Annotated in this window: 8 protein-coding genes; 2 read left to right on the plus strand and 6 right to left on the minus strand. The window is 70.0% G+C overall.

What is annotated here, in order from left to right; all coding sequences use genetic code 11:
- Position 1 precedes the first annotated feature (1 nt).
- The 3 genes from IEY79_RS06165 to IEY79_RS06175 all read right to left on the minus strand — a co-directional run bounded on the left by IEY79_RS06165 (position 2) and on the right by IEY79_RS06175 (position 6,801).
- Complete coding sequence (locus tag IEY79_RS06165) at positions 2 to 1,795, minus strand: protein kinase family protein (RefSeq protein WP_189106274.1); 1,794 nt, start codon at positions 1,793 to 1,795, stop codon at positions 2 to 4.
- A 119-nt stretch (positions 1,796 to 1,914) separates the two neighbouring features.
- Positions 1,915 to 4,254 (minus strand): murein biosynthesis integral membrane protein MurJ, encoded by a 2,340-nt coding sequence (gene murJ / locus IEY79_RS06170; RefSeq protein ID WP_189106275.1) that lies wholly within the window; start codon positions 4,252 to 4,254, stop codon positions 1,915 to 1,917.
- Between the two features lie 45 nt (positions 4,255 to 4,299).
- On the minus strand, positions 4,300 to 6,801 hold the full coding sequence (locus IEY79_RS06175; RefSeq protein WP_189106276.1) for a DUF6049 family protein: 2,502 nt from the start codon (positions 6,799 to 6,801) through the stop codon (positions 4,300 to 4,302).
- A 191-nt stretch (positions 6,802 to 6,992) separates the two neighbouring features.
- Between IEY79_RS06175 and IEY79_RS06180 the strand changes: the two genes are divergently transcribed.
- Entirely contained in the window at positions 6,993 to 8,459 is a 1,467-nt protein-coding gene (locus tag IEY79_RS06180) for a CCA tRNA nucleotidyltransferase (protein ID WP_189106277.1), read from the plus strand.
- A gap of 119 nt (positions 8,460 to 8,578) precedes the next feature.
- Here IEY79_RS06180 and IEY79_RS06185 read toward each other — a convergent pair whose 3' ends face one another.
- The 3 genes from IEY79_RS06185 to IEY79_RS06195 all read right to left on the minus strand — a co-directional run bounded on the left by IEY79_RS06185 (position 8,579) and on the right by IEY79_RS06195 (position 11,858).
- Positions 8,579 to 9,850, minus strand: a complete 1,272-nt coding sequence (locus IEY79_RS06185; RefSeq protein WP_189106278.1) for an MFS transporter — start codon at positions 9,848 to 9,850, stop codon at positions 8,579 to 8,581.
- A 111-nt stretch (positions 9,851 to 9,961) separates the two neighbouring features.
- Positions 9,962 to 11,044, minus strand: a complete 1,083-nt coding sequence (locus tag IEY79_RS06190; protein WP_189106279.1) for an inositol-3-phosphate synthase — start codon at positions 11,042 to 11,044, stop codon at positions 9,962 to 9,964.
- A gap of 61 nt (positions 11,045 to 11,105) precedes the next feature.
- Positions 11,106 to 11,858: a PadR family transcriptional regulator gene (locus IEY79_RS06195; RefSeq protein WP_189106280.1), complete on the minus strand. Its 753-nt coding sequence runs from the start codon at positions 11,856 to 11,858 to the stop codon at positions 11,106 to 11,108.
- Positions 11,859 to 12,223: 365 nt separating this feature from the next.
- Here IEY79_RS06195 and IEY79_RS37250 point away from each other — a divergent pair, with 365 nt between their 5' ends.
- The gene (locus IEY79_RS37250; RefSeq protein ID WP_229700686.1) at positions 12,224 to 12,553 is read left to right on the plus strand and encodes a hypothetical protein; all 330 of its coding nucleotides are present in this window, start codon (positions 12,224 to 12,226) and stop codon (positions 12,551 to 12,553) included.
- Positions 12,554 to 12,563 lie beyond the last annotated feature (10 nt).

A 12,563-nucleotide genomic window follows, 5' to 3' on the forward strand; every position in this document is an offset into this window, starting at 1 on the left:
GTCAGCCTATGACCTTGATCTCCGAGATTCCGCCGCGGAACTCGTTCGCCGAGTCGGCCGGGGCGAGTTCCGTGATGTGGATCAGTACGTACCTGGTTCTGACGGGCTTGTCCAGGGTGGCCTTGAGATTGCTGTCGGTCTGCCCCAGTTCGGTGATGCGCTGGGAGAAGTCCGCCAGGGCTGCCGGGGCCGAGGCGTCCTTGCCGGCGGCGAGGACCTGGGCCTTCTGGCCGGCGCGGTACATGGCGACGTCGACGCCGTACACGTCCCGCACGCTGCCGAGATCGACGACTATGCCGCTGCCGCCCCGGCGGTTGGGCAGGTTGCCGTAGTTCGCGTAGCCCTTGTACGTCCCGGTGATCCAGGCGGTATTGGTGTCGCCGTCGGTGGCGAGAGGGACGTCCTGCGCCTGCACGCCGTCACCGTCCGGGGCGAACGCCGAGGCTCCGGCGATCTTCAGCTTCTTCGGAGTCCGGGGCTCGGGTTTCTCCTGAGTGCCGTCCGCCGACTGCGACTGGGTCGTGTCCTCGGCGCTCTTGCGGTTGAGCATGTGGTCGGCGACCTGCCAACTGGCGAGCCCCAGCGCGGCGATGAGAAGCGCTGAGACCGTCCACTTCAGCGCCTTGCCGGTACGGCTCTGGAGCGGCGGCGGCGGGACGGGCACGGGCTGCGCGGGGGGCTGTCCGACAGGGCGGGTGGCGGGACGGGCGTAGGAGCCCTGCTGGTAGGTGGTGCGCTGGTACTCGGGCGGCGCGGCGAACGTGGGCTCCGGGGGCCGGACGCGCGGCATCTCGGCGACGGCCTTGGCGAGTTCGTCCGGCGTGGTGCAGGGCGGGTCCTGACGCGAGGCGGTGGCGCCCTCGTTGACGAGCGCGCGCATGGCGAGCTCGGACAGACCTCGGTGCACCCCGGCCCGTACCTGGTCGGGGGCGATCAGACCGACGCCCTTGGGCAGCCCCGCGAGACCGTACGCGTCCGTCTCGTACGGCCAGCGCTGTGTCAGCGCCGCGTACAGGAGCGCACCGATCGCCTCGGTGTCGGCGCGCTGGGGGCGTTCCGCGCTGATGCCGCGCAGGGCGGCGTTCACGGCGAGGCCGCGGATCCGGTACTGGCCGGTGGAGCTGCGCAGTACGGCGCTGGGCGTCAGCTTCAGATGGGCCAGGCCCTCGCGGTGCGCGGCGGCCATCGCCTGGGAGACCTGGCTGACGAGCTGGTAGGCGTCGTGGGCCTCCATGGGGCCCGCGGCGAGGATCGCGGTGAGTTCCGTGGCGTCGGGCAGCCATTCGTGAACGACGTAGACGAGGTCGTTCTCCTCGACGGCGTCGAGGACCTGGACGAAGCGCGGGTCGCCGAGGAGCGCGGAGGAGCGGGCCGCCGCCAGGACGGAGCGGGCGCGTGGGTGGTCGGCGGGCAGGAGGTGGACGCCGACGGCGCGGCGCAGCTTCTCGTCGACCGCACGCCAGCTGCTGAATCCGTCCAGACGGGTGACGCACTCTTCGAGCCGGTAGCGTCCGGCGAGCTTGTGGCCGCTGTGGAGTTCGGGTGCCGTCACGGCCTGCCGGGCCTCCTGGCGCTTTCCGTCGTCCCGCGCGGCCGAGTCGCCGGACCCGGACTCCGCGGGCTTCCTGGCGGCGGATCCGGCCGTTTCCTCGGATCCGGACTCCGCGGCCTCGCCGTCCTCTGTCTTCTGGGCTTTCGCCACCCCGTCGGTGGTGGCCTCGTCCGCCTGGGCGGCCGGCGGTTCGTCACCGCTGTTGTCGGCCACCTCGACGGCAGCCGTGCTCCGTTCCGCCACCGTCGCTCCTGCCTCCCCATCCGTTGCGCACTGTCCAACAGCCACGCCAATTGTGCCCACAGTTGGACGCTATGCACGACACACGGCGGCCGACGATGGTTGTGCTCGGCCGTCGCGAGCTAGCGTCCGAGACGGCCCCGGACCATTCCGACCAAGGCGTTCATCTCTTCGATACGCAGTTTTCGCGCGACGACGAAGAAGGCGCCCAGCAGGACGATTCCGCCGGCCGCCAGTGCGGCGAACGAGCCGAGAACCTCACTGCCGAGCTTCTGGAGCACGAAGTAGGCGACCGCGCCGGCCGCGATCGTGCCGGGGACGGACGCCAGACAGAGCCGTGCGTACGTACGCAGCACGCGGGAGCCGTCCAGATCGCCTCCCAGGCGCTTCTTGAGCCTGCGCCAGGCGATGCCCACACCGACGGCGTACGCGAGGCCGTACGAGGCGGCCATGCCCACGACGGCCCAGCGCGAGGGCAGGACGAAGAAGCAGAGGGCGGAGGCGGCGGCGTTCACAGCGGCCACGATGACCGTGTTGTAGAAGGGAGTCCGGGTGTCCTCGTACGCGTAGAAGGCACGCAGCACCACGTACTGCACGGAGAACGGGATCAGACCGAGGCCGAAGGCCATCAGCATGTACCCCATGGAGCGTGCCGATTCGATGCCCGAGGAGCCGAAGATCAGGGTGCACATCGGGATGCCGAGGGCGACGAAGCTGAAGGCGACGGGGACGATCGCGACGGCCGAGTTCCGCAGGCCCTGCGAGATGTCGTCGCGTACGGCTCCGGTGTCCCCGTCGTGCGCGGAGCGGGAGAGCCGGGGCAGCAGGGCCGCCATCACCGAGACCGTGATTATGGCCTGCGGCATGCCCCAGATCAGCTGGGCGTTGGAGTAGGCGATGTAACCCGCGCCCTGGGTGCCGGAGTCGACGCCCGCCGCCGTGGAGAGCTGAGAGACGACCAGCACACCGGCCTGGTTGGCGAGGACGAACAGCACGGTCCACTTGGCGAGCTTCGCGGCCTTGCCGAGGCCGTGGCCGCGCCAGTCGAACCGCAGCCGGATCCGGAAGCCCGTCTCCCGGAGGTAGGGGATCATCGCGAGGGCCTGGACGGTCAGGCCGAGCACCACGCCGACGCCGAGCAGGCGCTCGGCCTCGGGCGGGATGGACGCGACCGTCATCCCGGAGTCCTCGGCCGTGCCGTACACCCAGATGAACATGACGAGGGTGGCGATGATGATGATGTTGTTGAGGACCGGGGTCCACATCATCGCGCCGAACCTGCCGCGGGCGTTGAGGATCTGCCCCATCACCACGTGCACGCCCATGAAGAAGATGGTGATCAGGCAGTAGCGCACGAATGTGACCGCGACGTCGTTGGCCGCCGGGTTGTCGGCGATGCTCACCGACATGAGGCGCACCAGCAGCGGGGCGGCGTACACGGAGAGCGCGGTCAGCGAGCCGAGGATGACGACGACGAGCGTGAGCAGGCGGTTCGCGTACGCCTCGCCGCCGTCCTCGTCGTCCTTCATCGCCCGGATGAGCTGGGGTACGAAGACGGAGTTGAGGCCGCCGCCGATGGTCAGGATGTAGATCATCGTCGGCAGGGTGATGGCGAGCTGGAAGGTGTCGCCGAGGGTGGCGGCGCCGAGCGCGGCCACGATCAGCGCGGAGCGTACGAAGCCGGTGAGCCGGGAGACGAGCGTGCCCGCCGCCATCACCGCACTGGACTTCAGCAGCCCTGACGCCCGCCCGCCCGCCTTCTTCGCGGCCGGCGGCGCGGCGGGCGCCTCGGGCGCGGGGGCCGGCGGCCGGTTGGTCCCCTGCTGGTCGCGGAAGAGATGCGCGAAGGCGTCAGGCTCCTGCTCGTCCGTGCGCGCCCGGGTGGCGTGGTCGGCGCCCGAGAACTGCATGGTCCGCGCGTCGTCCCCGTACGGGACGTGGTGGGAGGGCCCGTCGGGCTCGGGCGGCGGGGGCTGGGCCCAGACACGCGGGTCCGCGGCGTACTGCCGCACCGGCGGCTGCTGGTGCGGGGGCGCCTCCTGATAGCCGCCGGGAGGGGGCGGGGGCGCCGCGCGGTCGTACCGCGCCTCGGGGGCCGGGTCCTGCGCCGAGAAGTCCTGCGCGCCGTAGGGATCCTGCTGGTAGGCGTCCTGGACGTACGGAGCCTGGGGATAGGCGTCCGGCGTGTACGGGTCCGGGCTGTACGGCGCCTGGACGTACGGACTCTGGGAGTAGGGGCCCTGGGCGTGCGGGGGTCCTGTCTGCGGGCCCTGGGCGTGCGGGGTCCCCGGATGCCGACCCTGCGCGTACGGGTCCGGGTTGTGGGGGCCCTGGGCGTAGGGGCCCTGGGCGTGCTCGGGTGCGGGGGCGTGGGGGTCGGTGGTGGGTGGCGGCGGCGGAACATGCCCTGCCGGATCGCCGCCGGCCCCCTGGCCGCGGTCACCGTCGTACGGCGCGTTCATGGTTACCCCACCTCATCGTCCCGGGCCGGCCGGCCACGACATCGCTCAACGGTCCACTTTCTCACCCTTGCCCGACGGGTCCCCGCTTTCCGGACGGGTGTCCGGTGTCGGGTCACTCGGCTGCCCGGGTTCGGTGCCGACGATGTCTGCGGGAGTTTTCCGCCCCGAGGCCAGGGCGGGAGGCGCCTGGGCAGGCCCGGCGTCCTCCTCGGCGGCGAGGCCGGCAGGGCCGCTGCCGTGAGCTTCGTCGCCTTCGGTGCCGCCGTCGGTGCCTTCGTCGGCGGTCTCCGCCGTGGTCTTGTCCTCGGCCGCCCTCGCCGCCACGGCCCGCTTGCGCTGGCTGTACATCTTGACTCCGGCCAGGACCAGGAGCAGCACACCACCGGCGATGACGAGCATCACGGTGGGAGTGAGCTCGGAGACCCTGACCTGGAACTTCATGGGGCCGCCGTAAGGCCGCCCGTCGGTCGTGTACAGCTGCGCCGTGAGCTCCACCGGGCCGTTGGCGTTGGCCGCGCCGGTGAACTTCACCACCTGGGTGTGTCCGCCGTCGACCTTGATCGGCTGCTCGGCGACGGCGCTGCCGTCGTCCAGCTTCAGCCGGGTCGCGTTCGTGGAGTGCAGCCGCAGGACGAGATCGTCGACGCCTTGCAGCAGCTGGTTCTGGACGGTCACCGGGATGGTCGCGCTGCGTCCGGACAGGGTCAGCTCCGACTTCTGGATGAGCTGGACCTCGTTGGCGAGGCTCACCAGATAGCGGTTCACCGAGTCGCGGTACTTCCTGGCGCCCGTCGCGTCGCCCCGCCAGGAGGTCGAGACCGCCCTGTTCACGGCGTTGGCGAACGGTGTCGCCACCCGGTCGGGAAGGGTGAGGATCGCCTTGAACTTCCCGAGCCGTTCGTCGATCCCCTTGATCTCCTCGAACGCAGACGGGGGGAGTTCCCGGGCACGGAGCTTGTCCGGATACCGCGAGGCCCCGGGCACCTTGGTGGTGGCGTTCGTGTCGGGCTTGGCAGCGGCGGCGGCGACCAGGTCGGACGACTGGGTCCAGCGCTCACCGTCCAGCCCCTGGAGGGCACGGGCCATGGACTGCGCCTGGCCGGCCGAGGGGGTCCGCTGCGGGGCGACGACGACGTCGCGCTGCTTCGAGGGGTCCTGAAGGGTCACGGCCAGCGACTGGGCGAGGAACTTCTGGACCGCGAGCGTGGAACTGGCGGCGGTGGACAGGTCGCCCTCGAAGGCGGTGGACAGCCTGGTGTCGCTGACCACGGCCGTCGTACCGCCGCCGATGGGGCGCGCGGCGGTCGCCGTGTACGGCAGGTTGTCCTGGATGCTGTCGCTGCGGGAGATCACCTTGTCGGCGCCCGCGGAGGTCGCCACATCGACGATCGACGGGTCGACGGCGCCGTTCACGGGCCACGCGAAGTCGGTGGCCGGCGGCACATGGAGGATGGTCTCCACGGTCTTCGCGGCCACCTCGCTGGAGCCCTGGAGATGGCCGAGGCTGCCGGAGACGTTCTCGCCGCCGTGGGCCAGCGACGCGAGATCGGGGTCGCCGAAGGGCAGCGCGACGACATTGCCGTTGTCCTGGACGGCCTTCTCCAGCGAGTTGAGCCACGTCCGGGCCACGAGCTGGTTCGTACCCGCGACGGTGGCCTTGCCCGCCTTGACGCGGTAGGTGTCGGCCATCGCCTCGACGGTGGCGAGGAGGTCCGGGTCGACGACCCAGGTGACGGGAAGCTGGCTGCCGAGGGAGACGAGCTGCTCCAGCCGCCCGCCCGGGGCCAGCTCCTCGGCCAGGTCGTCGTTCTCGAAGACCGGGGTCTGCCGCTCGTCCGAGCCGGTCTCGGCGGAGACGTGGGAGGTGGAGATCAGCGGCCAGAGGTAGGTGAACTTCGTCTTGGTGTCCACCGGGTCCGGCTGCCACGGCAGGAACGTCCGCCGGATGCCGAGGGTGTGGTCGTACGGTTCGGCCTCCGTACGGCCCGTGAGCGACACACCGAGCTGGTAGACCCCGTCCCCGCCGAGACCGAGCTTGCTCACCGGCACCGACAGGGCGAAGTCGTAGCTGATGCCGGAGGCGAGCTTCTCGAACTCGACCTTGTACTTGCCGCCCACCGGCAGTGGATCGTTCGTGGTGTCGTTGGAACGCTCGTCGGCGTCGTCTATGGCGGTCCGGCCGACGAGCTGCGGGCCCACCCTCAGATCGACCTGGGCGTCGGTGACCGGCTTCTTGCTCTTGTTGGTCACCGTGCCGGAGATCGTGAGGGTGTCCCCCTTCGTCGGCGCGCTGGGCGCCAGGGTGTCGAGCGCGACGGAGACGGTGCTCGACCCGGACGGCTCGGCGGCCGCGCTCGCGGGAAACGCCGTGGCGGCCCCTGTGACGGCCGTGGAGCCGGTCGAGGGCGTCGCGGTCGCCTGAGGGGCCGCGAGGCCCCCCAGCAACCCGGCCAGGAGCGGCACCCCCGCGGCCACGGTGGCGCCGCGCCCCAGCCATCGGCGGGCAGGAGAGTGCTTCATCCCCTGGATGTCTGCCGCCTCGGCCACGCGCCCGCCCGTCCCTCGTCGTCGTCAATGGTCGTCGTCGATTGTGCGTCCACGCATGGTAACGATGTGCGCTGTGGCGAAGTGCCGGGGACCGCCCCCCCCCATGATCGGCAGAATCTCATGGGCGGAGCAAACCGGTGCACCGGAAACCCGGGCGCCGGGGCCGACGGGGGCACGTACCCTTTTCTGTTGTGCCGAACGCCAACGAAGAGACTCCCCATGCACTGAGTCAGGTGCAGCGCCGCGCGGTCAGCGAACTGCTGCGGGTGTCCCCTGTCGCCGACGACCTCGCACGCCGATTCCAGGAGGCAGGCTTCACACTCGCCCTGGTCGGAGGCTCGGTGAGGGACGCCCTCCTCGGTCGCCTCGGCAACGACCTCGACTTCACGACCGACGCCAGGCCCGACGACGTACTGAAGATCGTCCGGCCCTGGGCGGACTCGGTGTGGGAGGTCGGGATCGCCTTCGGCACGGTCGGGGCCCAGAAGGCGGGCCGGGTCGGCGACGACCGGCAGGACTTCCAGATCGAGATCACGACCTACCGCTCGGAGGCGTACGACCGCACGTCACGCAAGCCCGAGGTGTCCTACGGGGACTCCATCGAGGACGACCTCGTACGCCGGGACTTCACCGTCAACGCGATGGCCGTCGCGCTGCCCCAGAAGGAGTTCATCGACCCGCACGGCGGTCTCCAGAACCTCGCGGCCGGTGTGCTGCGCACGCCCGGCACCCCCGAGGCGTCGTTCTCCGACGATCCGCTGCGCATGCTCAGGGCCGCGCGCTTCGCCGCGCAGCTCGACTTCGAGGTGGCCGCGGACGTGGTCGCCGCCATGAAGGCCATGGCCGAGCGTATCGAGATCGTCTCGGCGGAACGCGTACGGGAGGAGCTGAACAAGCTGATCCTCTCCGGCCACCCCCGCAAGGGGCTGGCGCTGCTCGTCGATACCGGACTCGCGGAGCGCGTGCTGCCGGAGCTGCCGGCGCTGCGGCTGGAGAGCGACGAGCACCACCGGCACAAGGACGTGTACGAGCACTCGCTGACCGTTCTGGAGCAGGCCGTCGACCTGGAGGAGAACGGGCCGGACCTGGTGCTGCGGCTGGCCGCGCTGCTCCATGACATCGGCAAGCCCCGGACGCGGCGCTTCGAGAAGGACGGCGGGGTCTCCTTCCATCACCACGAGGTGGTGGGGGCGAAGCTGACCAAGAAGCGGATGACCGAGCTCAAGTACTCGAACGAGTTGGTGAGGGACGTCTCGCGACTGGTGGAGCTGCATCTGCGCTTCCACGGTTACGGGACCGGTGAGTGGACCGACTCGGCGGTGCGGCGGTACGTACGTGACGCCGGCCCCCTGTTGGACAGGCTCCACAAGCTGACCCGTTCGGACTGCACCACCCGCAACAAGCGCAAGGCGGCCGCTCTCTCGCGCGCGTACGACGGCCTTGAGGAGCGGATCGCGCAGTTGCAGGAACAGGAGGAGCTGGACTCGATCCGGCCCGACCTGGACGGCAACGAGATCATGCGGACGCTGGGCGTCGGTCCCGGGCCGGTGATCGGAGCCGCGTACAAGTTCCTCCTGGAACTGCGGCTGGAGAACGGGCCGATGGAGCGGGACGAAGCGGTGAGCGCGCTGAAGGAATGGTGGGCCAACCAGAGCTGAGGTCCGGGCGGCCGTGCTCGCGGTCGATGTTTCACGTGAAACATCGACCGGACCCACAAGGCTTCACGCCGCAGCGAGGGGGGCGATGTTTCACGTGAAACATCGCCCCCCTCGCTGCGCTACCCGTCCTTCTTTCTGAGCTTCCGCCAGCGGAACAGCCCCACCGCGACGGCCGAATAGACCACCGCGACGCCGAGTACGAGCGGCACCGAGCGCCCGTCCGGCGGCAGTACCAGCGCGGCGACCCCCGCGGCCCCCACGAAAGCGACGTTGAACAGCACGTCGTAGAGGGAGAAGATCCGCCCCCGGTACTCGTCGTCCACCGATGTCTGCACCACCGTGTCCGTCGCGATCTTCGCGCCCTGGGTGACCAGACCGAGGACGAACGCGGCGGCGAGCATCGGGGCGGGCGCGAACGGCAGCCCGAGTGCCGGTTCCAGTACGGCCGCCGACCCGGCGCACACGACCATCCAGCCGAACGAGCCGAGACGGCCGACGGCCGACGGCGTGACGATCGCGGCGGCGAAGAAACCCGCTCCCGAGACGAGGAGCGCCACCCCCAGCAGGGCGAGTCCGTCGTCCTCGTCGCTCGTCCAGGCGTAGCGGCAGAGCATCAGCACCATCACGGTCAGCGCCCCGTAGCAGAAGCGCATCAGTGTCATCGCGATGAGCGCGGCCGCCGCGTCACGCCGCTCCGCCAAATGGAGCAGTCCATGGCCGAGGCCCCGTGCGGTCGACCTGAGCGCGGCCCTCAGGCGTGGCTGCACCAGTCCCGGATCGGGGCCGAGGAGATCACGCGCCATGGTGACGGACGCCAGCGCCGACGACAGGTACAGCAGGGCGGCCAGCAGCACCACGGCGGCGTCGGAGTCGGCGATGAGCAGCCGCACCAGGAAGGCGAGACCGCCGCCCGCGGTCGCGGCGAGCGTTCCGGCGGTCGGGGAGAGGGAGTTGGCGACAACCAGTCGCTCGTCCTCGACGACGCGGGGCAGCGCGGCCGAGAGCCCGGCGAGTACGAACCGGTTGACGGCCGTGACGGCCAGGGCGGAGGCGTAGAAGAGCCAGTCCGGCAGCGAGGTGAGGATCAGTACGGCGGTGCAGGCGGCCAGGAGCGCCCGCAGCAGGTTCCCGAACAGGATGATCTGGCGCCGCCGCCAGCGGTCGAGCAGTACCCCGGCGAACGGACCGATGACCGAATAGGGCAGCAGCAGTACGGCCATGGCCGACGCGATGGCGCCCGGGGTGGCCTGCTTCTCGGGGGAGAACACGACGTGCGCGGCGAGCGCGACCTGGAACACCCCGTCGGCCCCCTGCGACAGCAGACGCACGGTCAGCAGGCGGCGGAAGTCGGGCAGACGCAGGAGCACGCGCAGATCGCGCACGGCAGACATGTGGATCAGCGTCACACACGATGCCCGCGCCGTACGTGAGGGGTCCCCGGGCAGCGTGCCCGGGGACCCCTCGGTGGTATGTCTACGGGGAGGCCGTTCTCCCCGGGTGTTCTAGCGCTCGACGTCGCCGCGGATGAACTTCTCCACGTTCTCGCGGGCCTCGTCGTCGAAGTACTGCACCGGCGGGGACTTCATGAAGTACGAGGACGCGGAGAGGATCGGGCCGCCGATGCCGCGGTCCTTGGCGATCTTCGCGGCGCGCACGGCGTCGATGATGACACCGGCGGAGTTCGGGGAGTCCCAGACCTCCAGCTTGTACTCCAGGTTCAGCGGGACGTCGCCGAAGGCGCGGCCCTCAAGGCGGACGTACGCCCACTTGCGGTCGTCCAGCCAGGCCACGTAGTCCGAGGGACCGATGTGGACGTTGTCGGCGCCCAGGTCGCGGTCCGGGATCTGCGAGGTGACGGCCTGCGTCTTGGAGATCTTCTTGGACTCCAGGCGCTCGCGCTCCAGCATGTTCTTGAAGTCCATGTTGCCGCCGACGTTCAGCTGCATCGTGCGGTCCAGGACCACACCGCGGTCCTCGAACAGCTTCGCCATGACGCGGTGCGTGATGGTTGCGCCGACCTGCGACTTGATGTCGTCACCGACGATCGGCACACCGGCCTCGGTGAACTTGTCCGCCCACTCCTTCGTACCGGCGATGAAGACCGGGAGGGCGTTGACGAAGGCGACCTTGGCGTCGATGGCGCACTGCGCGTAGAACTTCGCGGCGGCCTCGGATCCGACGGGCAGGTAGCAGACCAGGACGTCGACCTGCTTGTCCTTGAGGGTCTGGACGATGTCGACCGGCGTCTCGTCGGACTCCTCGATCGTCTCGCGGTAGTACTTGCCCAGACCGTCGTAGGTGTGGCCGCGCTGGACGGTCACGCCCGAGTTGGGCACGTCGCAGATCTTGATGGTGTTGTTCTCGCTGGCACCGATGGCGTCCGCGAGGTCGAGGCCGACCTTCTTGGCGTCGACGTCGAAGGCGGCGACGAACTCCACGTCCCGCACGTGGTAGTCGCCGAACTGGACGTGCATCAGACCGGGCACCCTGCCGGCCGGATCGGCGTCCTTGTAGAACTCGACGCCCTGCACCAGCGAGGCGGCACAGTTGCCCACGCCGACAATGGCTACGCGAACGGAACCCATCCTGGTTGCTCCCTGTGTGTGATCTCAATGTTGCGATGAAGCCCCGCGCTGATGCGGAACCTCATGGGGTGGTGTCCCCGGACGGATCCGGCTGGCCGGGGGCTTCCGGAGGCGAACCCCCGGAAGACCCCCGGAGCCGGGGCAGGCCGTCCGTGTCTCCCGTTGTGCTGCTGTTGGTCGTGCCGCTCGATGTACCGCCGGCCGCGCTGTCCCGCTCCGGAGCGGGGCTGTCCGGGCCGGGTCGTCGCTGATCCCGTCCCGCCCGCTCGCTCTCGATGAGCTCGTTGAGCCAGCGCACTTCGCGCTCCACGGATTCCATTCCGTGCCGCTGAAGTTCGAGCGTGTAGTCGTCGAGACGTTCACGGGTACGGGCCAGGGAGGCGCTCATCTTCTCCAGCCGCTCCTCCAGCCGGCTGCGACGGCCCTCCAGCACGCGCATCCGGACTTCGCGCTCCGTCTGTCCGAAGAAGGCGAAGCGAGCGGCGAAGTGCTCGTCCTCCCAGGCATCCGGGCCCGTCTGCGAGAGCAGCTCCTCGAAGTGCTCCTTGCCGTCCGCCGTCAGCCGGTAGACGATCTTGGCGCGTCGGCCCGCGAGTGACGCGGCGAGCGCCTCGTCGGGCGCACTGCCCGACTCCTCGATCAACCAGCCGCTGGCGACCAGCGTCTTGAGGCAGGGATAGAGCGTCCCGTAGCTGAAGGCCCGGAAGATCCCCAGCGAGGTGTTGAGCCGTTTCCGCAGCTCGTACCCGTGCATCGGGGATTCGCGCAGCAGACCCAGGACGGCGAACTCAAGGATGCCCGAGCGTCTGCTCACTGTTCGCCTCCCCCGTCGTCCTGGCCGCTTATGTCGTCCCGATGTATCGACTCGATACATCGGGACGATAGAACACCGATGCTCATGGGACAAGAGGGGCCATGGTGAACGGCGTCACATCATCAATTCACAGCGAGTAACTTGCCTGGTTTGGGGTGAAGTTCAGATCTCGGAGGGGTTTGACCCTGCGTAGTCTGTGCGGCATGCAGACCACCGGGAACCGCGTGACGCGTGAGAGCGTCGTCGTTCTGGATGCATGCCGGATGAGCCCGACGGCGGGTACATCCGTATTCATCTCGGGGGGACCGGAACTCAACTGCCGCTTCCAGGCGCCCGCGCCTGCCCGAGGAGTAGTCGTTAGATGAGTGAGCACCGTCGCAAACAGCCACAGCCGCAAGGTGGCCAGGGTGGCGGACGAGCCGCGGCCAGGCGCGCCGCACAGCGGCCGTCGGGCCGCCGTGCGGACCCTTCCCGTGGAGTCCCCACGGCCTCCCACTCAGACTCCTACGAACCGGAGCCTTCCTACGGAGGGCGCGCCGAAGCACGTAAGGCGGCTCAGCGGGGCCGCCGACGTGCAGCCGAGGGCGGCGGCGCCGGGGCGGGAGGCCACGGCGCGGGCCGCCGTGGCGGTGGGCCAGGAGGTCCTGGCGGTGCCGGCCGGGGGCGCGGAGGACGGCCGGGCAAGAAGCGGCTGATCGACTACCC

This window comes from Streptomyces camponoticapitis (genome assembly GCF_014646115.1).
Lineage (GTDB): Bacteria > Actinomycetota > Actinomycetes > Streptomycetales > Streptomycetaceae > Streptomyces > Streptomyces camponoticapitis.

Excerpts from the sequence above, each read along its gene's own strand:
- murJ (WP_189106275.1), bottom strand. The coding sequence starts at position 4,254 with ATGAACGCGCCGTACGACGGTGACCGCGGCCAGGGGGCCGGCGGCGAT.
- IEY79_RS06190 (WP_189106279.1), bottom strand. The coding sequence starts at position 11,044 with ATGGGTTCCGTTCGCGTAGCCATTGTCGGCGTGGGCAACTGTGCCGCC.
- IEY79_RS06185 (WP_189106278.1), bottom strand. The coding sequence starts at position 9,850 with ATGTCTGCCGTGCGCGATCTGCGCGTGCTCCTGCGTCTGCCCGACTTC.